Source organism: Acinetobacter apis, from assembly GCF_900197575.1.
In the GTDB taxonomy this organism is placed as follows: Bacteria; Pseudomonadota; Gammaproteobacteria; order Pseudomonadales; family Moraxellaceae; genus Acinetobacter; species Acinetobacter apis.
This window is the reverse complement of sequence record NZ_FZLN01000003.1, coordinates 42749-69198: the sequence shown is the minus strand read 5'-3', so window position 1 is coordinate 69198 and position 26450 is coordinate 42749. Positions and strand designations below refer to the sequence as shown.

General features: G+C 38.0%; 24 protein-coding genes, 3 tRNA genes and 1 pseudogene. 9 read left to right on the top strand and 19 right to left on the bottom strand.

The window, feature by feature from the left end; translation table 11 throughout:
• Positions 1–189: 189 nt before the first annotated feature.
• The 3 genes from CFY84_RS08430 to CFY84_RS08420 all read right to left on the bottom strand — a co-directional run bounded on the left by CFY84_RS08430 (position 190) and on the right by CFY84_RS08420 (position 940).
• Positions 190–265 (bottom strand) — tRNA-Phe (locus tag CFY84_RS08430).
• Between the two features lie 126 nt (positions 266–391).
• A tRNA-Phe gene (locus CFY84_RS08425) sits at positions 392–467 on the bottom strand.
• Between the two features lie 83 nt (positions 468–550).
• Complete coding sequence (locus CFY84_RS08420; protein WP_171289068.1) at positions 551–940, bottom strand: GNAT family N-acetyltransferase; 390 nt, start codon at positions 938–940, stop codon at positions 551–553.
• Positions 941–1023: 83 nt separating this feature from the next.
• Between CFY84_RS08420 and hisB the strand changes: the two genes are divergently transcribed.
• The 4 genes from hisB (at position 1024) to hisA (ending at position 3701) form a co-directional block, all read left to right on the top strand.
• Positions 1024–1617, top strand: a complete 594-nt coding sequence (gene hisB / locus CFY84_RS08415; protein WP_088823779.1) for an imidazoleglycerol-phosphate dehydratase HisB — start codon at positions 1024–1026, stop codon at positions 1615–1617.
• Complete coding sequence (gene hisH, locus CFY84_RS08410) at positions 1617–2234, top strand: imidazole glycerol phosphate synthase subunit HisH (RefSeq protein WP_088823778.1); 618 nt, start codon at positions 1617–1619, stop codon at positions 2232–2234. The genes hisB and hisH overlap by 1 nt, the downstream gene beginning before the upstream one ends.
• A 153-nt stretch (positions 2235–2387) precedes the next feature.
• The gene (locus tag CFY84_RS08405) at positions 2388–2822 is read left to right on the top strand and encodes a DUF805 domain-containing protein (RefSeq protein ID WP_171289067.1); all 435 of its coding nucleotides are present in this window, start codon (positions 2388–2390) and stop codon (positions 2820–2822) included.
• A 153-nt stretch (positions 2823–2975) separates the two neighbouring features.
• Entirely contained in the window at positions 2976–3701 is a 726-nt protein-coding gene (hisA, locus tag CFY84_RS08400; protein WP_088823776.1) for a 1-(5-phosphoribosyl)-5-[(5-phosphoribosylamino)methylideneamino]imidazole-4-carboxamide isomerase, read from the top strand.
• A 62-nt stretch (positions 3702–3763) separates the two neighbouring features.
• Here hisA and CFY84_RS08395 read toward each other — a convergent pair whose 3' ends face one another.
• The gene (locus CFY84_RS08395; RefSeq protein ID WP_088823775.1) at positions 3764–5188 is read right to left on the bottom strand and encodes an NAD(P)/FAD-dependent oxidoreductase; all 1425 of its coding nucleotides are present in this window, start codon (positions 5186–5188) and stop codon (positions 3764–3766) included.
• Positions 5189–5200: 12 nt separating this feature from the next.
• Complete coding sequence (locus CFY84_RS08390; protein ID WP_088824050.1) at positions 5201–6520, bottom strand: APC family permease; 1320 nt, start codon at positions 6518–6520, stop codon at positions 5201–5203.
• Between the two features lie 148 nt (positions 6521–6668).
• Between CFY84_RS08390 and CFY84_RS08385 the strand changes: the two genes are divergently transcribed.
• Positions 6669–7028, top strand: a complete 360-nt coding sequence (locus CFY84_RS08385) for a COG3415 family protein (protein WP_088823774.1) — start codon at positions 6669–6671, stop codon at positions 7026–7028.
• A 549-nt stretch (positions 7029–7577) separates the two neighbouring features.
• Here CFY84_RS08385 and CFY84_RS11385 read toward each other — a convergent pair.
• The 4 genes and pseudogenes from CFY84_RS11385 to CFY84_RS08365 all read right to left on the bottom strand — a co-directional run.
• Positions 7578–7791 (bottom strand): annotated as a pseudogene (locus CFY84_RS11385) (DUF4870 family protein); the annotation flags it as partial.
• 214 nt (positions 7792–8005) lie between these two features.
• Entirely contained in the window at positions 8006–8404 is a 399-nt protein-coding gene (locus tag CFY84_RS08375) for a DUF4870 family protein (protein ID WP_088823772.1), read from the bottom strand.
• A 29-nt stretch (positions 8405–8433) separates the two neighbouring features.
• Positions 8434–9063, bottom strand: coding sequence for a cold-shock protein (locus tag CFY84_RS08370; protein WP_088823771.1), 630 nt, complete (start codon positions 9061–9063; stop codon positions 8434–8436).
• Positions 9064–9066: 3 nt separating this feature from the next.
• Positions 9067–10023: a homoserine kinase gene (locus CFY84_RS08365; RefSeq protein WP_088823770.1), complete on the bottom strand. Its 957-nt coding sequence runs from the start codon at positions 10021–10023 to the stop codon at positions 9067–9069.
• Positions 10024–10127: 104 nt separating this feature from the next.
• Here CFY84_RS08365 and hisF point away from each other — a divergent pair, with 104 nt between their 5' ends.
• Positions 10128–10886 carry an imidazole glycerol phosphate synthase subunit HisF gene (gene hisF, locus CFY84_RS08360; protein WP_088823769.1) on the top strand — a complete coding sequence of 253 codons (759 nt, stop codon included), beginning with the start codon at positions 10128–10130 and terminating at the stop codon, positions 10884–10886.
• A 50-nt stretch (positions 10887–10936) separates the two neighbouring features.
• Here the strand turns inward: hisF and CFY84_RS08355 are convergent, their stop codons facing one another.
• The 6 genes from CFY84_RS08355 to CFY84_RS08330 are packed head-to-tail and all read right to left on the bottom strand — an operon-like array spanning position 10937 to position 17051.
• The gene (locus CFY84_RS08355; RefSeq protein WP_088823768.1) at positions 10937–11668 is read right to left on the bottom strand and encodes a CDP-diacylglycerol diphosphatase; all 732 of its coding nucleotides are present in this window, start codon (positions 11666–11668) and stop codon (positions 10937–10939) included.
• A gap of 20 nt (positions 11669–11688) precedes the next feature.
• Positions 11689–12972, bottom strand: coding sequence for a phospholipase D-like domain-containing protein (locus CFY84_RS08350; protein ID WP_213062828.1), 1284 nt, complete (start codon positions 12970–12972; stop codon positions 11689–11691).
• Positions 12923–13552: a MotA/TolQ/ExbB proton channel family protein gene (locus CFY84_RS08345; protein ID WP_088823767.1), complete on the bottom strand. Its 630-nt coding sequence runs from the start codon at positions 13550–13552 to the stop codon at positions 12923–12925. Before CFY84_RS08345 ends, CFY84_RS08350 begins: the two co-directional genes overlap by 50 nt.
• 13 nt (positions 13553–13565) lie before the next feature.
• Complete coding sequence (locus CFY84_RS08340; RefSeq protein ID WP_088823766.1) at positions 13566–15785, bottom strand: TonB-dependent receptor family protein; 2220 nt, start codon at positions 15783–15785, stop codon at positions 13566–13568.
• A gap of 22 nt (positions 15786–15807) precedes the next feature.
• Positions 15808–16644, bottom strand: coding sequence for a TonB family protein (locus CFY84_RS08335; RefSeq protein ID WP_088823765.1), 837 nt, complete (start codon positions 16642–16644; stop codon positions 15808–15810).
• 2 nt (positions 16645–16646) lie between these two features.
• On the bottom strand, positions 16647–17051 hold the full coding sequence (locus tag CFY84_RS08330) for an ExbD/TolR family protein (RefSeq protein WP_088823764.1): 405 nt from the start codon (positions 17049–17051) through the stop codon (positions 16647–16649).
• A 283-nt stretch (positions 17052–17334) separates the two neighbouring features.
• Here CFY84_RS08330 and CFY84_RS08325 point away from each other — a divergent pair.
• Positions 17335–17410 (top strand) — tRNA-Thr (locus CFY84_RS08325).
• 51 nt (positions 17411–17461) lie between these two features.
• Here CFY84_RS08325 and CFY84_RS08320 read toward each other — a convergent pair.
• Together CFY84_RS08320 and CFY84_RS08315 are read right to left on the bottom strand one after the other, a co-directional pair.
• Positions 17462–19396, bottom strand: coding sequence for a phytase (locus tag CFY84_RS08320; protein WP_088823763.1), 1935 nt, complete (start codon positions 19394–19396; stop codon positions 17462–17464).
• Between the two features lie 66 nt (positions 19397–19462).
• Complete coding sequence (locus tag CFY84_RS08315) at positions 19463–21937, bottom strand: TonB-dependent receptor (RefSeq protein WP_088823762.1); 2475 nt, start codon at positions 21935–21937, stop codon at positions 19463–19465.
• 310 nt (positions 21938–22247) lie between these two features.
• Between CFY84_RS08315 and CFY84_RS08310 the strand changes: the two genes are divergently transcribed.
• Both CFY84_RS08310 and CFY84_RS08305 read left to right on the top strand, forming a co-directional pair.
• Positions 22248–23171: a GGDEF domain-containing protein gene (locus CFY84_RS08310; RefSeq protein ID WP_088823761.1), complete on the top strand. Its 924-nt coding sequence runs from the start codon at positions 22248–22250 to the stop codon at positions 23169–23171.
• Positions 23161–24159, top strand: a complete 999-nt coding sequence (locus CFY84_RS08305; protein WP_088823760.1) for a helix-turn-helix transcriptional regulator — start codon at positions 23161–23163, stop codon at positions 24157–24159. Before CFY84_RS08310 ends, CFY84_RS08305 begins: the two co-directional genes overlap by 11 nt.
• 16 nt (positions 24160–24175) lie before the next feature.
• Here the strand turns inward: CFY84_RS08305 and CFY84_RS08300 are convergent, their stop codons facing one another.
• Positions 24176–25021 (bottom strand): class I SAM-dependent methyltransferase, encoded by an 846-nt coding sequence (locus tag CFY84_RS08300; protein ID WP_228149627.1) that lies wholly within the window; start codon positions 25019–25021, stop codon positions 24176–24178.
• Positions 25022–25029: 8 nt separating this feature from the next.
• Positions 25030–26328 (bottom strand): FAD-dependent oxidoreductase, encoded by a 1299-nt coding sequence (locus CFY84_RS08295; protein ID WP_143218779.1) that lies wholly within the window; start codon positions 26326–26328, stop codon positions 25030–25032.
• Positions 26329–26450 lie beyond the last annotated feature (122 nt).

Sequence of the window (26450 nt, the reverse complement as noted above, 5' to 3'; positions counted from 1 at the left end):
ATCCCATACCAACGATAGACATTGCTCATCTACCCGCAATAGTGCTTGGTATGATATTGATCCATCTATTTTAATTATTTGATGAATCCATCTGTGTATTACTTATACAGTGATTTATAGATTTAACAAGTAAGATCATGTGACGTATTAAAAAAGCCCTAAATCAATTAAGATTTAGGGCTTTGAATATGGTGGCGTGAGGCAGGATCGAACTGCCGACACACGGATTTTCAATCCGTTGCTCTACCTACTGAGCTATCGCGCCAATACGGGCTATTAAGCCTGAGTTACACTAAAGAGTCAACCAAAACTATAAAAATTTCAAATGATTGAACAATCTTTAGGCAAAAAAAACCCTGATGGGATCAGGGAATAAAAACAACAAATTTGATGGTGGCGTGAGGCAGGATCGAACTGCCGACACACGGATTTTCAATCCGTTGCTCTACCTACTGAGCTATCGCGCCAACTTGGAGCGTATTAAACACTTAAAATAAAATATCGTCAACAGTTAATCTTAAAATTATCAAGCTTTAGTACTGTTTGATGCTTAAATATTCACATTTGGTTTAATTTTAGTCAAAATACGCTGAATTACAGGACATCCTGTAATAAACTCAGCAGATGGTACTGCTAAAGATTCGAAACGACAAACTTCTGAGACCAACCGATCTGCTACACCACGGCCTCGGTACAGCGGATCAACCACAACATAATGTAATTTAAATGATCGCGAATGACGAGTACACCAAATCACAGCGACAACTTGGTCATTAAATTTTGCAATATAGAGTGTTGTAGTCAGTAATAGCGCATCTTTCAACTGTTTCAGTGCATGCTCTCCAGAACAAAACTCATGACTCGTTTGGTAAAGCTGCTCTATTTGTCGGGCCAAGTCTTGATTTTCTAAAGAAGTGCACGCATGTACTGTAATGGGCATTGATAAACCCTCCTTTGCCATCTAATATGAGCGACATTAAATCATTTTTTAACTTTTAAACAGCCATTTTAAGGAATGTGTGCATGACACAGCGTATCAGTGAAGTAGTGAGAAACACCAACGAAACCAAAATTCAGGCACGTGTCAATCTCGATGGTACTGGTCAAGGCACATTAAATACAGGCGTTCCATTTTTAGATCACATGATTGATCAAATTAAACGACATGGTCTGTTTGATATTGACCTGCATTGTGATGGTGATTTAGAAATTGATGATCATCATACTGTTGAAGATTGCGGCATTACATTAGGTCAAGCATTTGCAAAAGCGTTAGGTGATAAAAAAGGCATCCGCCGCTATGGTCATTTTTATGCACCGCTTGACGAATCTTTATCACGTGTTGTCGTTGATTTATCAGGGCGTCCTGGACTATTTATGGATATTCCTTTTACACGTGAACGTATCGGGACATTTGATGTCGATCTATTCTCAGAATTTTTTCAAGGCTTTGTGAATCATGCGTTAGTCACGTTACATATTGACAATCTAAAAGGCAAAAATAGCCATCACCAAATCGAAAGCACATTCAAAGCCTTTGCACGCGCACTTCGTATGGCATGTGAGTCAGATCCTCGTGCTGAAAATACCATTGCTTCAACCAAAGGGAGCTTATAATGACACGTATTGCACTATTAGATTATGGCATGGGTAACCTCCACTCTGCTGCCAAAGCCCTTGAACATGTGGGCGCAACAGTTGATATTACCAATGATCCCAAATTAGTGGCTCAAGCAGACAAAATCGTGTTCCCTGGCGTTGGCGCTATGCGAGATTGTATTCAAGGCATGCAAGATGCTGGTATTGATGAAGTCGTTCGTCAGGCTGTATTGAATAAGCCTGTGCTTGCAATCTGTGTAGGTATGCAAGCATTAATGCATCATTCCGAAGAAAATGGTGGCAGTCCTGCATTAAACATTTTTGATGGTGTCGTGAAACGCTTTCCTGAAATACAAGACTTGAAAGTACCGCATATGGGGTGGAATCAAGTAAAACAAAGTGATCCATCACATCCAATGTGGACTGACATTGAACAAGATACACGATTTTATTTTGTACACAGTTATTATGTCGAGCCGACAAATTCAAACTTAGTTGCTGCTACATGTGATTATGGTATTGATTTTTGTGCAGCACTACATCAAGAAAACTTATTTGCAACCCAATTTCACCCAGAAAAAAGCCATACAGCAGGATTACAGCTACTGCAAAACTTTGTGAATTGGAAGATTTAATTTCCATCATCAGCTAAACACCGAAAAAGAGGATAATTTTTAATTATCCTCTTTTTTTTAACTTACAAATAATGCATACTAGTTTACATATTAACAACTTTAAGTTACATGATGAACATATTTAATCAATTTAGAATACAGCATCAAGGCATTATGAGTACACAAGGTCGTATTGGACGATTTACTTATTGTGCATGGACATTTGTTATCTTACTACTCGTTTCAATTTTTTGGATCGGTATATTAAAATGCATGGAACATGGACTTATTCAGCGAGAGTACTTGGTCAACATGCAGTTGACATTGATGGTAATAACCCTGATTTTTGTTCAGGGATTTCAAATGATTATTAGTATAAAACGTTTACATGACCGTAATTTAAGTGGTTGGTATTGGCTATTTAATTTTGTTCCTTTTGCAAATCTATGGTTATTCATTAACCTAACATTCCTTCCAGGAATCTCTAATGAAAATAAATATGGTCCACAAAGAGCTACCACGAACTTTGAAACGATCATGGCTTGGCTATCCATTATTATCTACTCATCAATAATACTATTTGCCGTGATCATGCTTTCAAAGCGATAAACTGCATATAAAACATATACAAGATATCATTTTGTTTTAAATTTTCTATAAAATAAATTGATCAAAGCGCTGAAGCAACTTTTACTAAAATATCGTCTAATTGTTTGTTAATATCACAGCATCTATTCATTCTTGTTTTAAAGGAAAGAAAACGTGCTAATTATCCCTGCAATTGACCTTAAAGATGGAAAATGTGTTCGACTCAAACAAGGTCGTATGGAAGATGATACTATTTTTTCAGACGACCCTGTTGCAACAGCAACCCAATGGGTCAATCAGGGTGCACGTCGTTTGCATTTAGTCGACTTAAATGGTGCATTTGCGGGAACACCCATCCATAAAGATGTTGTAGAAGCGATTGCAAAAGCGCACCCAACATTACCAATCCAAATTGGTGGTGGTATTCGCTCTTTAGATACCATTGGTCATTATTTAGAAGCTGGTGTTTCTTATGTCATTATTGGTACTAAAGCCGCAAAAGAACCTGAATTTGTAGAAGAAGCATGTAAAGCATTTGATGGTCGAATTATTGTGGGTATTGATGCTAAAGACGGTTATGTAGCAACAGACGGCTGGGCAAACGTACTTGATGTGAAAGCCACTGATTTAGCAAAGCGTTTTGCAGATGCAGGCGTATCTAGCATTGTATATACCGATATTGCCCGTGACGGGATGATGCAAGGTGTAAATATTGAGCAAACAGTTGCTTTAGCAGCATACAGTGGATTACCCATTATTGCATCTGGTGGTGTTACTGACTTAAATGATGTTCGTTTATTAAAAGGGCAGCCTGGAATTCTAGGGGCAATCACAGGTCGTGCAATTTATGAAGGGTCGCTCAATTTAAGCGAGGCCCAAGCACTATTAGACCAAGCTTAATTTTAAAAAATGATAAAACTAAAAAGGCTATATCCTCTTTGGTTTTATCATTCATATTTAAATTAAAAAGATAAAATTTTTCCAGGTTGAATCGCAGCTTGGATGGTTAACAAGCATTTTGCCATTGGAATAGCAACAGGAGCAAATGTTCGCCCAAATGGAATATTGGTGTGTTGAATTTGCGTCAACATACTAAAATCAGCAGTATTTTTACCAACAAAATCCTCAGCGATTGCTTTACCAATCCGAACCGTTTGTGCCACACCGTGACCACTCCACCCATGTACTGCATAGATTGGAAATTGATCGCCTGATTTGCGATTATCTGTCGCGCCATTTACAGTTAAATCCGTAGTTCCACTCCATGCAAAATCCATACTCAAATTTTGAATTTGTGGAAATACATGTCCAATACGATCTTGTAAATAACTTAAAATCTGATCTTTACCCCAACAGGTTCCTGTACCTTGTCCACCAAATAGTAGTCGGTTTTTAGAAACACTGCGGTAATAGTCGATCTGCAATTGCGTATCATATACAGGATGGTCGTATGGTAAGAGTTCTTTTGTATCGATGTCTAAAGGTGCAGTCACCCCAACGTAAGTATAAAATGGAATTGTAGTTTGGCGATTCTCTTTTAATAATTCAAACGTTGAACTATGTACAGCAAGTACCACACCTTTTTTTGCTTTAATCACACCCTGTTCTGTTTTGATATATACCCCATCAGCCTGTTCATCAACACTTAATGCACACGTATTTTCAAAAATACGGCCACCATGTGTTAAAAAGCCATAGGCCAATCCACGTGTTAATGCCAGTGGGTGAACATGTCCGCCTAAATGATCAATTACACCACCAAAATAATTATCGGATTTGATATAGTCATAAAGCTCATGCTTTCCAACCAATTGAGTATGATCTTCACCTAAATATTTCCGTGCATCAGACCCTTCACCCAAACCAAGCATATGACCTGCATGCACAGCAGCTGTAATATGACCCTGCTTGCGGTCAATATTTAAAGCATAGCGACTTGCAAGATCATCAATCAATTGCATCGATTCAACAGACGTAAAGTGCCATAGTTTTTTGGCTTCTTCATAACTAAACTGTTTAATCATGTCGGCAGCTTCCCAACGCGCTAGACCAGGTGTTAATTGTCCACCGTTACGTCCAGAAGCTGCACTGCCCACACGATCTTTATCAATTAAAATAGTGTCTACACCATGTTCAGCCAAATGTAAGGCTGTTGATGTACCCAATAATCCAGCACCGATCACCACAACATCACATTCCAAATCTGTTTCTACCGAACCAAAGGTGTGCCATGGCGCTAAAGAACTTTCATAATAGTTTGCAGGAACTTCATTCGGGTCAATTTCAGGTGAACTGACCCAATTCCAGTCTTTACTATTTAGACTATTGTCACTGGTTTTAAACTCAACATCGCCCAATAACTCAGGCCTCAGAAAATTATTACTCATATTCAAATCCTCTTATTCATAGCTGCTACTATTAATATTCATTTGTTGGCGGGTCATTTTTTTATACAGAAAAAAAGCACACCCTACACCTAACCATGCAAAGCCAAACCAAAGCGCAGACGCTTCTAAGTTGAACCAAAGCGCTGCAATTGCAATCACAGAAATCATTGGTAAAACAAGGTTCAGTAATTTATTGCGATAACCTTGTTGATGACCATCTCGGATATAAAATTTCATAAAGACAGAAAAATTCACTGCTGTAAAAGCAACCAGTGCCCCAAAGCTAATTAAGCTAACCACTTGTGCTAACTCCAAAAACATTGCGGTTAAAGAAATTACACCGACAAAAAGTGTGGCAAAAAGTGGTGTACCTAGCTTAGAACTCAATTGGCCAAACGTTTTTTGATGAAAAATTCCATCTTTCCCCATGATGTACATTAAACGTGAAGCACTAGCATGACTTGCTAAACCAGATGCAATGGTATTCATCACCTGACCTGTTAAAAACACAGATTGGAACAAAGCACCACCAACAATAAATACAATTTCTGGCAATGCTTCATCAGGATTTGTGAACATCTGATTTGTTGGAAAATACAATTGAATAAACCAAGAGGCAGTAAAGAAAATAAAACCACCAATTAAAGTTGTTAACATCACAGCAATAGGAATATTTCGCTTAGGATTTTTAGTTTCGCGTGACAATGTAGTTACCGCATCAAAACCTAAAAAGGAAAAACATAAAATGGATGCACCTGCAATTAAAGGCAATAAATGTGTTTGTCCATTTAATAATGGTGCAATCGTCATGACAGCATCTGCACCACGTTGATCCCCTACCCCTTGAATCACTAAATACACAAACACAAACATTAATAAAACAGGCGCTAACACAAAAATCAGACTAAGGTTTGCGAGAAACTTGAGTCGAAAACAATTAATTAAAGTCACTATCCCCGCAGTAATACATACCCAAACCCAATACGGAACACTTGGAACCAAGGCAGATAAATAAATACCGCACAACAAAACATTAATCAGTGGCAACAACAGATAGTCCAATAACGTACACCAGCCAATAAAGAATCCAGTTGATTGTCCACAACTATCAGCAGTATAAGTATAGGCTGAACCGGGCTTATCTGAAACGCGACTGAAACGGGCATAACTAAATGCCGTTAAGAGCATGGCAACCAAAGCCAATAAATACGCAAGTGGTACATGCCCATTTGTCGCACTTGAAACAATACCGAATGTGTCAAAAACGGTCATAGGTGTCATATAAGCCACACCAACCACCACAACCTGCCATAAAGACAGGCCAGAGGACATACTAGATGGCGCTATATTTGTATCATCTTTGGTGCGATGCGGTTGCTCATTCATAGTCTTACATCTTCATTATTCAAACCATATTGTCTGGTGTGCATAATCCGTGCCATATAATATAATGGATATTATTATTTATAGGAAGTATTTAATGCCTAGGTATAGCATTGAAATAAAAAAAGCTGCAATTGCTGAATACAAAAAAACAGATTATAAAGTGATGGTCTGTAAAAAATATAATATTTCTAGAATGACTTTAGACAATTGGATTAAGCTTGAAGAAGAAACAGGAAGCTTAGAGTTCAAGCCTACAAATAAACGTGGTGCACCAACACACATCAAAGATTGGCCTGCATTTGAAGCATTTGTAAAGAATGAAAAATTTCAAAATATTAGTGACTTAATTCCTATATTTGAGCTACATTTTGGTTATAGCGTATCTTATGCTGTACTTGTACGAGCAATTCATACCTTGGGCCTAAAACGCCGTAAGGGACGCTTTTATGCTTAATTGCTTGACTAGAATCAAAGTCTATAATGTCTAATTAATTTATTTAAAAGGTGTATTTTTTAATATAAAAATGTCTATTTATTTTATTTAAAAAGTAAATTAAATTATATTAAAATGTCTCTTATTTTATTTAAAAATGTATTTTTATTAAAATAAAAATGTCTATTTATTTTATTTAAAAAGTAAATTAAATTATATTAAAATGTCTATTTAATTTTATGCCTATAAAGACAAAAAAGAAGGAGGTTTGAATGGTGAGTTTGCTTAAAATTATCAATGCATTGAAATAGCTCATAAAAATGCACCAATATTAAGCAGACATAAAAAAAGAGGCTTTAGTTGCCTCTTTTATCGATGCTTTAGTACTTTAAATGGCTCGATTCTCATTTAAAACAATTAAGCCTTTGACTGCACGATAAATGATCCATACCCAAGAGACTAAGATAATTGTAATCCATAGCATCAAAGTTAAAGAAGTTAAGCTCAGCGCTGTATTTTCACTATAATTCATGTTACTTGCCATGAATAAAGAGACCACCAACGGTATACCGCCTAAAATATTCCATAGCAGATACCACCACACTGTACTGATTTGCCAATTAAAATGGCTTTCAAAAATTGTACCTTGTACTGAATCACGTTTTGCATAATTAATAATTAATGCAATCAAAGCCAATATACCGGCTGAAAAAATGGCTGCAATATAAAGTATATAGAGAATAAAGGTCAGTGTTTTATCAGATTTGAATTGTGAATCTGTCATTGATTGTTCCTTGTTTGAAAATGTTATGGTTCAGTCGACCCGCTTTCCGTGGAGTCGACCATTTATTGAACAGCCGTATTCTACACAAAGGTATTTTATTCAATGGTTGATTTTAGTAACGATGTTTAATCCTCGTTTACATTTCAAAGAAAGTATTTACATGCATTTAAAGCAAAAAAAGAGGCGTATATCGCCTCTTTTTTACTTGCTTTGATTAAATCGCTCGATTCTCATTTAGCACAATCAGCCCTTTAATTCCTCGATATATAATCCAAATAAACGAGACCACGACAACAGCACCCCAAGTGGTTAAGCCAAGAGATGCCAATGCAATTGCCATATCATCTGTATAAGTAAAACTGTCTACTGTGGCTAAATATGCAAAAAGCGGAATACACGCCAAAATATTCCATAATACATACCACCACACGGTACGAATCTGCCAAGCAAAATGCGTTTCAAAAATTGTACCGCGCACTGAGCTGCGTTTTGCATAGTTAATGATTAATGCAATCAGTGCCAAAATGCCCGCAGAGAAAATCGCTGCGATATACATGACATACAGTACAAATGTAAGCGTTTTATTTGATTGATACTGCTGATCAACATTCATGTGACACCTCAATTCGGTCTTATCTGACATCAAAATGGATAAGTTGCACCTACAATCCATAAAGTGCATAGGATATTAAGCGCTATAGTACCGATATATAGTGTTTTAAATGGTTGACTTTGTGTATTAAGTCGCAGTTTATTTTGCATCAAAACAAGAATTGGCCAGCCACCAAATACTGAAAAAACAAAGATAAATATCGATCTTGGGGACAATGACCACACAGGATGCTGAACCAATGGCTTAGATAAAAAATATATTACAATCTGTGCCATAAATAATATGCTAAACCAAATATTCGGTAACTGCCCCATGCTGTTGAGCACCAAAATTACAATCCAATAAATAATTATTGCAATCGTAGACGGTGCTAAACGTGAAGAAGATGTATTTTGCTGTTTTGCTGCACGATAAAGATGTGTTCTTTGATGAGCTGTAGACTGTTTGGCAGTCAAATACATCACATCACTCGCCCGAAAACGTCCTTTTTCGTCAATTCTCACTTGATAATCTAGTGCACAGCCAACAATGGGACGTGGACCGCGTTTGGCAAAATCTTTAAGACTTAAATAAACAGGTTGTTTTGATGAGTCATTTGGCTGAATAAGACCAGACTGCTCATCCTCTACCCATTGAATTAGTCGTCCTTGATCACGCATGGCTTAAATAGAAACCACATGAGTAAGACGCTGTTTTAGCATCGCACGCATTTCATTTGGGTCTTTTTGAAATACATCTGCCCCACCACGCCCATTTAAGCGGTTTAACCGTGCAACATTTAACCGTAGCAACCAAAAGCGACAAGCAACAATCGCCAAATACATGTTTAAACACGCATGTTCATCGGTGGTGAGTGGACGAATGGCTTGATAGGCTGATAAATAGGCTGCAACGCGCTGTTGGTCTAATGTGACTTGTGGGTATTGAGTACAAAAGTCATTAATAGTAATGGCAATATCAAATAAAAACTCATCAAAATTCAGTTCAAAGAAATCTAGAATACCTTGTAACTGATCCCCTTCAAACAATGTATTGTCACGGAATAAATCAGAGTGAATCCAGCCCGATGGACGGTTCGGATAACGTGCTTGATATGCTGCAAAAATTTGATAAACCTGATCAAAGAGTTCGGCATCTTCAGCTTGCATTTCTTCTTTTTTTAAAAAGTGACCAATATCTGTCCAATACGCATGCCCACGACTATGGCTCCTAGTCAGTGGAAAGTCTTGTAATGCCACATGTAATTGAGCTTGTGCTGTTGCAATGGCTGTCACTTGTGCTGCTGTAGTGGTCTCAGGATGTGACCCCCAGACACGTGGTGCAATTTGTGCTGGCTTACCGACCAAATAATGAATTGCACGCCCTGAGTGAATCAATGGTGTTGCCACAGGCACACCATGTTGTGCTAAACATTGTAATGCAGGAATAAGCTCTCCTGCACTTTGTTCAGTTTCATTTTCGAAAACGGTCAATACATATTGCGTCTGATCATCACAAATTATAAAGTAATTGGTGTTTTGAATACCGCCTTGAATTGGTACAAGTGCAATAACATTTAAGCCATAAGCCAAAGCAAATGGTTGAACTTCTTCTAAATTCAAAGGCGTATAAACAGACATAGAAAACCTGCGTGGAACAAAATAATTTTGCTAGAATACAGCAAGTTTACCAAGTTTGTAGCCCTTTACGGGAACTTTATTTTATAAATCACTGGATACCTTTTATGCTTGCGAAACGCATCATCCCATGCTTAGACATTGATAATGGCCGTGTTGTAAAAGGCGTACAATTTTTAGATGTTCGTGATGCAGGTGATCCTGTTGAAGTTGCACGTCGTTATAATGATCAAGGCGCAGATGAAATTACTTTTCTTGATATCACTGCAACCCATCATGGTCGTGATACAACATACCGTACAGTGGAAAGAATGGCACAATCTGTTTTTGTTCCGCTGACCGTGGGCGGAGGTGTAAGTAAAGTCGAACACATTCGTTTACTGTTAAATGCTGGCGCAGATAAAGTGAGCATTAACTCTGCTGCAATCACTCATCCAGAGCTCATACAAGATGCATCACAACGTTTTGGTGCACAATGTATTGTTGCAGCAATTGACGCTAAAAAAATAGCCCATGACAAATGGGAGATATTTACCCATGGTGGCCGTAAACCAACAGGTATTGATGCCATAGAGTGGGCTGTTAAAATGGCTCATTTGGGCGCAGGTGAGCTATTAATTACCAGTATGGATGCAGATGGTACAAAAGCAGGTTATGACATTGAGCTAATGCGTAAAATTAATGACTTAGTGCCTATACCCACTGTTGCCTCAGGTGGCGTCGGAAATTTACAACATTTAGCCGATGGTATTTTACAAGGTGGCGCAGATGCTGTGCTTGCTGCAAGTATTTTTCACTTTGGTCAGCACACAATTCCTGAGGCTAAACAGTTTTTAGCTAGTCAAGGTATTGAAATGCGTCTTTAAACTATAAAAAGCACCAAAGTCCCATTGTACTTTGGTGCTTAATAAAATATTTACTTGTTAATCAAGCAATAGGTATCTTGAATTTCTTCAATCGAACCAAAGTTCCATTCGAGTAGATTAATTTCTGTTGCCAATAAAATAATATCACCATCTTCAGCAGATACCATGGCTAAACCATAATTTGATAACTCTGTGTGATTTTCTAGGGTATATGCTTTTAATTGCTGAAACGGCTGAACTGAGTTTAAATCTGCTAATTTAATTTTTTGCGCAATATAGGTATGACCAAATATTTTCTCTGGCAATGTTGTCCATGCAGAGCCAATATGGTTACGATAACGATTGATTAGTGCATAAACCGTTGTATTTAAGCAAGATGAGTGAATATGCAATTGGTCTTGTGTGCGCCCATAAAATGAGTTGACTGAAAAAGATAAATATTTGGGGTCAATCACTCTTCGATTTTCTTGATTTAAAATAGCGCGATTTGCCCATGCATCCGCAAAATAATTTTTCGCAGATGGATCTAATAATTCAGGATCTTCGATGCCTGTGATTTTTGCAGTTGGAATTAATAACGTTTGTACAGGACCATTTAAATCCCTTAATACCACAAAGCCGGCTTTACGGTTCACCACTAAACAGCTGTGGCTTTGATCTAAGCTTGTACCACAGCGCTCATTCACAATGCGCCACAACACATCGCGATGAGATAAAATATGGTGTAGCACAATGATCAGACCAATAATAATAGCTGCTGCTACACCATATTTCGTTTTCATCTTTACAATCCAGTGTTCAATTACTCTTTGGCAGGATTGACCGTTTTATACTGCTGATTAATATCTAAATCATAGGCGTAAGGACTCAACCACAACTGTTGATATAACTGCTTGACACGTTGTGTAAATTGACCATCATTTAAGACAATTTCTAAGTTGCGAGAATGGTCAAAATATCCGCCTGTCCAGTTCGAAGTACCAATCCAAGTTGTTGATTCATCAATGGTCATATACTTACTATGTATAACACGAGCAAATGGAATAAAGCCATCTTTACTCTTCGGAATCGTCACCAATTTAATTTTAATATTTGGCACTAACGCTAAACTTTTTAACCAAGCAATATCAGGCTGCTTTAAATTCCAATCTGAAACTAAAAGCTCAACTGCAACCCCGCGTGCAGCGGCAGCGCGTAAACTGTTATCAATCAGTGGATAAAAGTTTCTTTTGCCCTTGCCTTCAGCATAACCGAGAGGTGCATATTGCATCACTTGAATAGAAATTTTAGATTGTGCTGTAGCAATCAGTTGAGGAAATGCGTCCTCGGTAACATAGATATTTTCAGGGGTCACTTGAGCTGGACTGGCTAATAAATAATAGCCGTGCAGTGGCTTAGTCAGCACTTTATGTTTTTGGTACTGAATCAATTTTTTGTTGGTGACAAGATTGTGTTGATTCGACCAATCTGTATTGAAGATACTTAAAATTTGCTTGACGATGGTGCTATCGTCAATTTTAAGTCCTGTTTCATGAATGTGTGTAAGTGCACGCCAATCAAAGTTTTGGCTGCCAACAAATGCTGTTTTTTGGTCAACTAGAATATATTTGGCGTGGATAATACCATTTTCTATTTTAGAAAAATCCATCACTCGAAACTCTAAGTTGGGAATACTTTGAATTTCTTTTATGGTGTCTGGATTAGAGATCCCGACCCCTTTTTGATCAAGTAAAAAACGGATTTTTACTCCACGTGTTCCTGCTTGCTTTAATGCTGCCAATACCGTGTCTAAATTCGACTTTGGCTGGTTATATACATAAAACTGTGCAATATCGATTTGATGCTGTGCATGATTGAACATATCCACCCAAACCGCTGTCGCATCTCTTAAATCTTGATTTGGAAGCTGTGTTTCAATTGGTGTATTCACCACCAACTCAAAACCGTTTGACTGCATACTTGCATTACCTACTGAAATAGTTAAACACATAAACAAGCTAAGGCGACTAAAAAGTCGCCCCACTTGGTTTACTGCGTTATGCAAAGGTTTTTTTGTCAGTTGCTTCAGTTTTCCATTCTTTTGCATGACTTTTCTTACTTTTCCCAGCACGGATTAAAAGGATTTTAGAGACTTCGCCAATACGTTCCATACGGCTGCCTAAAAAGTTATTCATGATTAAAGCGATGAGCGCAATACCAATCCCAAGCCCTGTGGCATATAACGCTGTTCCCATACCACCCGATACTTTACTTGCATCAGATGTACCTGATGCTGCTAAAGCTTGGAAGGTATCAACAATACCAAGTACTGTGCCTAATAGACCCAATAATGGTGCAGCAGCAACAATCGTTTCAACAATCCAAATTCCTCTGTTGAGCGCTGTCTTACTGCCAATATATTGTTGTTCAACCACATCTGCACGCTCATTTTCAGTCATATGCGTTGCAAGCAACGGCTCAACCAAAATATAAGCTGGATTTTTGTCTTTTTTCTCAACTTGATTCTCATCAATTGTTTGATGTTGCGTTAATTGATGATCAAGCTTTAGTGTTTGTTTTAATGTCCATGAGAAATAAATCACACGCTCAATGAAAATTACAACCAGTAAAGCCAAAGATGCATACATGATATAAAAAATAATATTATGGATAAGATCAGCACTCATATTTTGTTACCTATTACATTTTTGCAGAAAGTGAAATAACGAATGTTCTTTCTTCACCTATTGCATAAGCAGGTGCCGAACCAGTCGCTACACCAGTTGTTTTCGAGTTAATTTGAATGGTACGTGCGATATCTAGATATTCTTTATCAAAGATATTGTTCACACCAAAGCTAAGTTTTGCTTCTTTAATGAACTTCTTATCAACTGGCAAATTTACGCCTGCAGAGAAGTCAAATGTGGTACGACCTGCGATTTTTTCATCATTGGTCATATCACCATAGAAGGGACCTGTGTAATTGCCTTTAAAGTTCCATGACCACATGTTGTCATCATAACCGACACTTGCAGTTAACAAGTTTTTCGAGGTATTTGGAATTTCTTTACCTTTAGTTGGTAATTCAACACCGCGAGATGTGACGTTATTTTTTTGCTCAGTATCAATGTAACTATACGATAAGTAGTAGTTAAAGTTCTTCGCAAAATTACCACCCCACTCAAGCTCCAAGCCACGGCTATTTACCTTACCAGCATTAATCATAATGCTGTCATTGCTTGCATCTTGGCTTGAAATTTGACGGTTTTTATAACCCATGTTGAAAAGTGTTGCACTTAACAACATTTTTTCAGTTTGGTAACGCCAGCCCAATTCATTATTCAAGCTTAATTCAGGATCTAAACTGAGTGAGTCGCCTGAGTTATACAACACATAGTTTTGTGGTGTACGCATATTTCTTGAAATATTGTAAAACACTTGATGATTTTGATTGATTTGATATTTCGCGCTAAAGTTTGGTAGTAGCTCGTTATATTTTGCTTCTTTTTGAGAAGCAACAGTTGATAAGCTGCCACGGTTTTCACCTTGACGCTTAACACTTTCCCAAGCCAAACCACCAGATAAAGTCACTTGTGGAGATACAAACCAAGTGTCTTGGATCCATACACGTTGCGCTGGCGTGGTTGTAAATTGGTTACGACCTTGAACAATTTTGCCATTTGCATCAGTAAACTGATTTGAGTCAGCCCAACGGTCTGCAGGCCCTGTCACATTATTTGTTGTAATGTACGGCTGTGTTTGACGTTGTCTTGCACGCTCATACCAATAGCCTGCAGATAAACTGTGCTGCTCGTTAATGTCCCATTTTACTTTTGCTGTCACACCTGGACGCCATGTTGCTGTCATTGATGGACGATAAAATGCGGTTGTACCTGCAAGGTTACTTAAATCATAAATACCTGAACGGCTTGATGATCTAGATAAATTGCTGGTTCCACCTGAACCACCACCGTTACCCCAATAGTAATATGGCTGAATACTTGCGCTGACTGTATCGCTTAACAACAATGTTTGCGTAAACGAGATATTCAAGTTTTCAAATGGATTCAAGGCATTTTTATAACGTGGATCATCATAATCTGCACGATGCCCTGTTGTACCAGCTGCGTTCTCTGCAGCATCATAGTTGGCTTTGGTAACATTATTATATTGATAGTTATTTTGCTTATTGTACTTAATAATTAAGTTACTGGTATTGCCATTGTCTGCTTGGTAAAACATGCTGCTTTCAATACGGGTTGATTCAAGTGAACCAAAACCACGCCACTTATCAGCCTCTGTGTTCGATGCAGAAAGCCAAGCGCTGAAATTACCAATTTTACCTGTTTCTATACGAGCAAAGCTTTTACGTAAGCTGTTACTACCAAACTTTTGCTCAACAAATAAACCCGCATCTTTATCAGGGCGTTTGGTTGATAAACCAATATTACCGCCACTAGAACCAATATGAGGACCATCCGCTTCTGATGAGCCTTGTGTTACAAACACTTGCCCGATATTTTCAGAATCGCCCAATAAGTTTGGATACACTGCATAGTTACCAGAGTCATTTAAAGGTACGCCATCTGCTGACAAACCAATTTGATCTGCACTCATACCACGCATGGTATAAGCTAAACCGCTGATTCCTGATGAATCGTTACTGCTTAGTTGTAAACCTGGGACATTCTTAATTTTGTCTAAAGCATTACCTGCACCTGGATTTTTTTCAAGTGCATCTGCTGTAACAACAGAACGTGCTTTAGGCGTATCTTCTTGTACCATCAGACCGCCACCAAGTGCTTGGCCTTGGACACTTACTGTACCGACATGGACAGTAGACTCTTCAGCAGATACGGTACCTGACAAAAGAATGGATAAAACAGATAATGTTAATATCTTTTTTTCAAACACTTTCATTCACTTTCCCCTGTAGGCGATGCTACGGTGCTGTATAGTTTAATGTTGCAACAAATCGTTTTTGACTTTCTCCTGCAAACGCATCTGCAGGAAATGGCTCAACTTGTTTAATGTTTTTCAAGCTTGATAAAGCTGCTCGGTTCAACAACATGCTCTTTGACTTTGATAACACCCCAGCGTCAATAACACGTCCAGAACGATCAACTTCAAGCCAAACTTCAACATTACCTTCTGGGCGTTCAAGCGATGCTTCTCTACCCGTCGGATACCTTTTTTGCTGTTCCACAGCAGATCGAACAGTTTGTAAGTAGCGTGCTTCTGCCGAAGCATTGCCACCTGATGATGCAGGTTTTGGTGGCTCAGCAGGTTTATGCTCTGCCACAGGTTTTGGCTTTTCAGCAGCTACTGGTTTTTCTTCAGCAGCTTTTTCATGTTTGGTTTCAACATGTGGCGTTGGTTCAGCAGGCTTAGTTTGCTCAACTGGTTTTTCAACCTTTTTCTCTTCCACAGGTTTTTGCTTCGGCTCAACTTTTGGCTTGATTTCAGGCTCAACTTTTGGCTTTACTTCAGGTTTGACTTTTGGTTTCGGTTTAACCTGCTCAATAGCATCTGCTACAGGTACTTCAGGTTCTGGTGCTGGTGGCACTACAGGTGGTGGTGCTGTAACTTGAGGTACAGGCGGATTGACTACAGGCTCAGGTTCTGGCTCTGCCAATACAATCTCAATAGGTTTTTCATCATATTTTGGCTCAATTTTCAGCTCTTCAGGCTGCGCCAAAAAGATGAAATACGCACCAACCAAAATTGCAGGACACCAACTTAGAATATGTCGATTACGGTATACTAAGTATGAACTCATGCTTAAGGTTTCCGAGCGGCAAGCGATACAGAGGTAAATCCATCTGTACGTAAACGATCCATCACATTAACAAGCTGTTCTACAGCCACTGCTTTATCACTGTTAATAATGACAGCGACAGGCTTGCCATCTTGCTGTTTAGACTTTAATGTTTGCGTCAACTGATCGAGCGTTGTTGCTTGGCCATCCAATTGAATTTGATCTGCCATTAATGTGACAATTGCTTTCGTTTGCGGTTTAAGTTCTTGTGACGTGGTCGCAGATGGCAATTGGGTTTTTAATCCCTGAGATGGAATTACGTTTAAACTGATCAAGACAAAGAAGACCAATAGAAACATCATTACATCAATCATTGGAACTAACTCAATGTGCGGCTTTGCTTTTTTCGTCTCACTCCAGCTACGCATAATCGAAACCATTTAAGTTAATTAATTCACGAAAGGGTACATTTCATTTATTACAGAAATTTGAATGAAATATTACATTTTTATTAATTGTTAATTTTTTAAGGTAAATTTAAGTTATTAAAAATATTTTAAAAATATTTGTTTTTATAAAAAAATTTCATGAGTAAACGTTAATTTAAGCGTGAACAACAACCTATCAAAATATAATACAACTCGTTCTATCTGTTTATTTGAATTTTTTGCTTGACCCCAAGAAAATTATATATATAATTGCCTCCACGTTGCCGACATAGCTCAGTTGGTAGAGCAACTGACTTGTAATCAGTAGGTCCTCAGTTCGAATCCGAGTGTCGGCACCAGCCAAATATTTAAAAAGCCATCAAATTTAATTTGATGGCTTTTTTTATGCATTAATCTTCAAGTTTTAATGCGTTTGCAATGTCAGTCCATGGAATGTATTTAAAGTTTTGGTGGTCTTCTGGCATCACTTTATGTCCATCTTGAACCACAAGCATTCCCTTCTTCCATGCTCCACCTAAATTTTGGCTGGTCACATCTAAGCCATCGGTTTCTGTGACTGCATCAATGTCTTGTGCAACATTAATACCAATTTTAAAGCGACCACGATATTGATAAGGTGCTTGAGCATCTACTACCACATAACTGTCATTGCCTTGGCTTGAAATCACAAGATAGTCTTTGGTTTTACCATGATAAAGTGCCATACCTTCAATATCATCTTTCAGACCATGTTCACCTACACGAATGACAGCTTGCATCTCTGCTTTTTGCTTTGGATCTAAACTCAATTGCCATACGGCATGATCTTCTTCACCTAAGAAAATTTGCTCATGTGCATCATCGACTACACAACCTTCTGGCTGAGTTTTTACTGCAAAGCGTTTGACTTCTGTGGCTTTTAGTGTGGATTGACCTTGAATATGGTATTGAATAAAAGTCCCATCTTTATCATTTGGAATGGCATAAATTTCACCTTGGCGATCTTTATACATACAAAAACCATAAATATCTTTTAACGAAGTTGGCAACTGACCAATTTCACTGACTACGCCTGTTTTTTTCTGAATTGCAAATAAATGTAGGCTGTTTGCATCACGATTGGTGGCAATAGCCAAATCAATCATCTTACCTTTCCAATTAAAGTCTGGACGTACATCCACATTATTTAAACGGCCAACAGCCAAATACTGTGTTTGCTTACCTTTTAAATCATAAACTTGTAATCCACCTTGTTTATCTGTACCTAAAATACGAGATTGTTCAGGGTTTGCGCGATTATGCCAAATGGCTGGATCATCTGCGGCATCTCCTGCACTCGGCACAGGTACGGTTTGTACTGTCGGTTGAACTATAACGACATCACTTGCAGGAACTGAGGGTTGTGCTTGAGGTGGAGTTTGATCAATCAATGCATGCTTTAATTGATGGTTATCATTCACTAGTGCAATCACTTTATTACTTTCAACTTTCAAACCCATTTGTTCAGGTTTTACCAAATTGGTTTCAATCTGTTTATTTTGCTTCCAAAGCTTTCCATCATATTGATATTGATATTGATAAATATAAGGTGACTTGCCATCGACAATCCACAATGAACGCCCCAATTGAACAATTGCATGTGGCGTGCCTTGAATCGTGCCATAGGGTTGTACTAAGTCTACAATATGACGAGAAAAAGGCGCTTCAGGCTCTGCTGAATATTGCCATACCCCAACATTTTCTTCATTTACGAATAAAGCATGTTGTTGATCTTCAACAAAACAAAACTTACTATTCACAGGGAAATTTAAGCTACGCATACGCTTTGGTGTCAACATTGGCTTTAAATTTTGCCCAATTAACCATTGCTCACCTTTACCTTGTTCACCCACTAAAAATGAAAAAAGTTGCTTTTGATCATCTTGAAATAAACATACATTCTCAATTTTAAAACTGGTTTTTGGCAAATAAATGGTGTTGTCCCATTTACGCTGGTTTAAATTAAAACTGAGAGTCACTGCTTGTTGACGAACAAGATCTACCGTGTGAACAATTAAGTGTGTTGGAGTTAAACGATAATCTAACGCACCAAAACGCCCCTCTACTTTTTGTAATATACGCTGCTGTGCATCAAGAATTTGTAAACCATCTTTTTTGCTGGTTTGAATTAAGCTTGCTTGTGGCCAATTGGAAATGCTCAGCCATTTAGCATCTTCAACCTTAGTTTGTTGCTGCCCCTGTACATCAAAAGTGACCTGAGATGTCACTGGTGTTTGCGCGAAAGCCCCTAGACTGGTCAGTAAGCTGACTGCCAAAAGAGATGTTTTAAATCGATGTAAATTCATGATAAATCACTCTTAAACGGCTTAACTTGTGGTTAAACCGTTTAATATATTGTTCAAGTAAATGGATTAGAAATGTGTCAATGTCAGTGCTAACTTATACGTCGGGCCATATTTTTCATATTGTGAATTTAAAGCACGCTCACTTGTATAGGCGTAATATTTCTCATTACTTAAATTAGCAACATCAAATTTAAGCTTTAAGTTTTTATTGATATTGTAATAAGTGCTTAAATCAACAAATGTTTGACGATCATTATAAATATCTTGATCAGGTTGGCTTACATCAGCAATTTCATATAAGGCACGTGACTTGTAATTGGCCGATACTTTGACACCAAATAAAGCGCTTTCCCAACCAAGCATGACATTACCAATGACTTTAGAGTGGCTTGGAAAATCAATTTTACGTGTGGTTTGAGCATCTTTAATTGTTGCATCTGAGTGGCTTAATGTAGTATTTACCCCCCAAACTAAACCATTCCATGGTGCAGGTAAGCGATCCATTTTTTGTGAATATGACAATTCAATACCATAAATTGTTGCGCTGCTGCCATTTTGATATGTTTTTGCCTCATCAAAATCTGCCCACTGCCCTGAACCTGCTAAATCTGTATTATAAATGAAGTTATTAATGTCTTTATAAAACGCACTGGCTGATAACACCCCTGCATCACCAAAGTATTTTTCTAAATTTAAATCAAAGTTTCTCGATTTTAATGCTTTTAACTCGGGGTTACCAAACTCAGCATCTAGACCATCAATATTCACACCTGGAGATGACTGTGCAAAGGTTGGACGAACCACTGCCGTTGTAAATGCTGTGCGTAACAATGTATTTTGATCTAACTCATAGCGTAAGCTAATGCTTGGTAGCCAATGATGGTAGTTTTGTTTGGCTGTGGTTTCAGTGATAACACCATCATTATATTGCTGACCTGTTGCTGATTTACGTGTGTCTTCATAACGTAAGCCTGCAATGATTTTTAAACGGTCAATGTCTGTGCTATTCATTAAATACAATGAATTGATATTTTCACGGCTTACAAAATCATTGGCTGCTGAAAGTTGCTCATCCAAATAATCATTCGGATTTAAACCATTCAAATGACTTAAAACACGATTCGGGTCAATCAATGGTCCAAAACGTCCTAAGCTATAATCTGCATCACCATAAAAATCATTGCTGTTGGCTAAACCTTCATATAACAAAACATTTTCGTCATTGGTCTTTTCACGGCGACTGATTTTACCACCAAATTTAATTTGATGATTGTATGACCATAAATTGTAATCACGACTTAAATCGAGTTTGATATTTTTTTCAGTATCACGTGTAAATGATTGCTGACGTTCAATACTATTTAAGGTATAGCTACTTGGGTTATATAAAGCATCGCCTGCAACAAAAACAGGTTGTTTGCTGTTGCTATAGCTTAAATTTTTAAACTTAGCGCTGTATTCTGCCGCAGAAATACCGTATGGGTTTTTTTCTTGTGCACGGCTATATCCTGCCTGTGCATCCACCATCCACATGCCGAATTGTTGTTTGCCGCCCAAAACATACGATTGAATATCTTGTGTTTCTTTTCGAGTTTTTAATGCACGAGTGACTTTACCGCTACACACCTGATCAACAAAACATGGTGTTGTATATTTTACCTTCATGGCATTACGAGATTCAGTATCGACAAATTTGCTATATAAAGTTTTTAAATAGTATTCGCCTGAATCTGTTCTAAAGTCGAAATTTAGTCCTGCACCTAAACGCTCACGCTCAATGTCGTAATAACGCATAGCCACTTTATCAACACCTTGACCTGTCCATTCACCGCCCGTTTCTACGTTATCTGAACCAAATTTACGATTTTGATAACTGACTGCAGCGGCTACCCCAAAGTTGTCTTCACCACCCAAAATGCTAAAACGGTTACTAATCGCACCTGAGAACTTAGGGCTATATTTATCTCTTAAATCGTTATAACTGCCTTCAGCTGTCCCGGTATAAAATAGCCCTTTATGATCAAAAGCAGATAGACTGTTCACTTGAACTGTACCACCTAATGAGTTTGCATCCATATCAGGTGTGAGTGTTTTCACCACAGCCAATGACTGAACCAATTCAGAAGGCAACACATCAAGTGCAACGCCACGGCGATTACTTTCAGGTGCAGGAACGAGTGTACCGTTAATTGTTACCGCATTTAAATCTGTACCTAAACCACGTACAGTCACAAAACGGCCTTCACCCTGATCACGCTCAAGTGCAACACCGGGTAAGCGTTGTAAAGCCTCTGCTGCATTGGCATCAGGTAGTTGCCCAATACCATCAGCATGTACAACGCTGCTGATTGAGTCAGAAGAACGCTGTTCTCTTAATGCCGCATTTATACTAGCAGCTTGTCCAACACCAAGGACTTGAATCGTACCCACAGATACAGGATCGGTATCTGCATGTGCGGTGTGCAATGTCATCATTGCAACAAATAAGGTGGTCAATTGAAACGGATGAGTCGATGTCTTTTTATGTGCAAGGCTAAGCATGTTGTATCTCAGACGGATGAATTTTCTGCAATGCACATTAAATTCCTCTGATTAAAGATTTGTTACAGTCATTTTTTTCTATTTATTTTTAAGTCGTTTTTTCTACATTTTTGGCTCTTAATGAGCTGATTTGACTTTGGAATAGAAAATTTTAGATTCTCTTTTTATGCTGAATAATCACTATATGAGATCGCACTATATTTTTTATACCTTCTAATCAAATACAATGAGCTTATTTGACATTCATCATTGCCATCAAAGTGTCATCTAAACCTGCTTATCTAGTGCAAAATATTATATTGCTTTAAACATGGAACGTCTTTCTACGCATTATTATGTCACATGGGTTGCCATTACTGTGTGGTGTATTCTGACAACCACATTATTTGTCATCTATGGTACACCTAAGCCCTTTGCTCATTGGAATTGGGTGGATATTTTGGGTGAAGGTGGCGTCACTATTTTTGTGTGTATTTGGCTAATTTTAATTTTAAAAAGCCGTCCTGATGGTCGTGTGACTGCATATATCATTTATGGCTTATGTTTTATATTTTTTCATTTATGGGCAGATACGCTCGATGAATTTATTCGTTTACCAAAGTCTATTTCATGGAATAATTGGCTAGAGTCGGTGCCTTTTCCGATTGGGATTGCCTGTTTAACCCTTGGTATTTATTATTGGCATCAAGAACAAATTGCAATTTCAAAGCATCTCTTAAAACGTGAACGCCATGTGCGAGACCATCGTTTATTTGATGCATTAACACCACTTGCAGATGCCAATTACTTTAAAATACAGCTTGATGACATCATCCAAAAATTTCCTCAGCAAGAACACTGTGTCATTTTGCTTGATATGAAACAATTTGCTCAGATTAACCAGCACCATGGCTTTAAAGAAGGCTCTTTGGTTCTACAGTATGTCTCTCAAGTTTTAACATTAAATATTAAACCTAATGATTTGGTTTGTCGTTTGGCAGGTGATCGCTTTGTAATTTTATTGCCAAATACCCCACTTTATCGCGCAGAACATATGCAATATCAACTTAGCCAAGTTATTGAACTGAGTCATTATTATAGTGAAAGCAATTCAGTGCGTATTCCACTTGCTGTTTCAAGCGCCTGTATTTTAGTTCAACAACCCACAGCGAAAGATGTATTAAAAACGCTTAATCAAACTTTACATCGCAATAAAAATAATTTAGCAAAGGCCCATGTCATCTATGAGTTATGATCATGATTATCCGTTTATACCGGCACACCACCAACTCTCGTTATTAATTGATTTAGCAGAGCAATATGGTGTTGATCATCACTTGCTGTTGAGTGGAAGTGGCATTTTTTTACAAGATATTTTACAAGGGCAGAAACTGATTTCTTATCATCAGTTTCAGTATATTTTAACGCGAGCCAATAGCTTGTTTAAAGGTGAAGATTTACGTTTTTTATTTGGTGAGCGCTGCTTAACCACACCATTTAATGATGCATTTCAATCCATGCTGTATGCCAAAACTTTAAAAGATGTTTTTACACGTTATATTGAATTTCATGCGTTGATCTGTCCTTGGCTCATTCCAAGAGTAATGTATAGCCATGAAGACATGATCATTTATTGGTTAAATGCCCAAGCACCTGAAAAACTGCACTTGGTTGAAATGACAATGAGTGCTGTAAAAGCCATGAGCCGAGCAATTTATCAGAACAAACTTGAATGGACATTTGAGTTTAATTGCCAAGAGCCCGAATATATTGAGCAATATTGGACGCACTTGGGCGATAATTTAAAGTTTAATCAACCCATTCATTGTATGCGACTCCCTTTGGCTTATTTATCGGAACGTCTGCCACAACATGCTTTAACCATGTCGTCAGTGAGCTATTTAAAAGCACAGCAATCGCTGCATCAGCAACAGCTAACTATGAGTTTTTTAGAGCAAATTGACCAATATATTATGCAAAATATTCAGCATGCTGTGACATTAGAACAAGTCGCAACCTATTTTGATATTAGCCCTGCCACCCTAAAACGGCGGCTTAAAAAACACAATACGCATTTTCAAGCCCAACTTGATCAATGTCGTTTGCATACAGCCGTCATTTTACATCGTGTTCATGGATTTAAAACTGAGCAAATCGCTCAACACTTGGCTATTTCAGATTTAACTAACTTCAAACGAGCATTAAAACGTTGGTGTGGGCAGTCTAATATGCTGATGGTGTGAATAACTTGAAAGTTATTCACAGGCTAGCCTTTTTTGCGCATACCTGTACATAATCAATTAAACCGTCTTGTGCTAACTTTTGGCACAATTTGGCGGTCATTTTAATTTTCAATGTATCTAGACTTTTTAAATGTTGGCCAGGCAATTTACGCTGCACATAATGAGAAAAGCCAGCAAAAACATCTTGGCTTAAATCATCAATGGTAATATCTTCATAACCCAATGCATGCATTTGTGCTTGAAATGCAGTGGCCGTGTATAAATGCTGAATATTAATGTCTGCTGCTTTGAGCAAATATTGATATTTCATTTTTTGATAGGTGGTTAAAGTCTCAAAGCGTGGATTAAGCATTAGATAATGAAATCCAATCCGACCTGAAGGCGCAATATATGGCTGAACATGCGATAAAAACTGCATTGCATCATGATGATAAAGTGCATCTATACACATCACTACATCATACTGTTTTAAGTGAAAAGCATCTAAAGCCAAAAAAGAGCCTTGATGAAGTTGAATGGATTGTGCCCAAGGCTGATGCTGAATTTTTTCCACACATTTTGCTTGTAACTCAACAGCAGTAATGTCTGTAACAGCATGATACTGCTGCCAAAACAGCAAGCTTGCGCCTTGTCCGCAGCCTAAATCGAGCACACGATCCATAGCACGTAATCGCAAGCGTCCAGCCAAGTGATTGGCTAAGTACTGACAGGCTGCAACATAGCTACATGTATTTCGCCATAGCCCTAAATTGGTCCATGGACATACTGCATCATCTCCCAACAATGTTGCATGAATTGCATATTTATGTTGGGAGAGTGCTGATGGAGTTTTGCCAAAAGGCATCTTGGCAAAGGATTTCATATTTAATCTCAATAACCAAGTTCAGGGGCAATTTCGACTTTTGGTTTTAAGCCAACAAATGGTAATGGCGCACCTAAATTTTTAGCAATTTGCATGGCAGAAGTCACTGCAGATTCTAAAATAGGTAAGCCATCGCATGACCATGAACCACAGAAATACACTTTACGGTCAACTGCTTTTTGACGTTGCTGTAATTCTGTATTGAGTTGAACTGTTTGTCCGTTAACAACAGCACGACTTAGCTTCACAGTCGAAACTATTTTCTTTGGATCAATGGGTGTCACAGGACGCCATGTTTGAAAAACGGCCTCTTTACCCACCAAACTTGGCTCAACAGAGTTCATCCATACAGTAAATTGTTGCTTAGTAAATTTGCGGTCCATCATATAGCTTAAAACCGACCAATCTTTACGCTGTGGCGGCATCACGCTTGAGTCAGTGTGAATAACCAAGTCACCTTGCTCAAATTTAAACTGTTTAAGGAGTTCTAAATCTTCAGCAAATTGTTCTTTATTTAAAAAGTCTTCCAATTTATTGGTTGGTGTTGCAACAATTGTGCGATCAAAGTGCTGTTGATAACCTGCTTGGTTTTCCACAAATACTTTTTCACCTTGTATTTCAACTTTACTAACAGGTGATCCACTTTGGATCTCAATACCATCAATCAATTTACTCACAAATGCAGGCGTACCGCCTTGTAAGCGTAACAGTTGATCGCCATTGGTGAGTTGTTGTAAAAACACCAACAATGGTTTTGCAGGCCATTCGCCAATGGTTTGTGGGTTACAAGTACATACTGTATAAAGCACAGGCATAACTGCACCATACCAAAACACTTCTTCAATATCATTTTTATTGATAAATTCAGACAAAGTAATGTCTTGGCGTTTTGATTTAAAGAAACGATATAAAGCACTTTTTAACTGCAACATACCTTTGACTAAACGAACACCATATTGCTGTAACCCTTTACGGTTATTAATAATTGGAAAGTTTCCAATGGGTGCACGAGATGTGGTGAGCCATGTTTCAATTTTTTCTTCAAACAACCAACTGCATGACATATATGTCCGTACAGGATATGTTTTAATGCCCAAATGTGTGGCCAGGCTCAATGTATTACGCCATAAATAGGGGTTCATGACACGTAATGGCACATCAATTATACCGCCATCAAATTCAAGTGTATGGCTATCCATACCTCGCCCAGGCAATGCTTCAAACACGGTGACTGCATGACCTGCATCTTTTAAAATTCGTGCTGCTGCAAGGCCAGCCATACCACTACCAATGACTGCAATATCCAATGTATTAACCTATTTAAATATTCACTTTAGACATTATGCGTGATAGTTCAGCAAAAAACTGTGTTAAAAAATACCATTCTCTGTCCATTTGCTGTACGTTCACGCCCATTAAAATCGCTTTA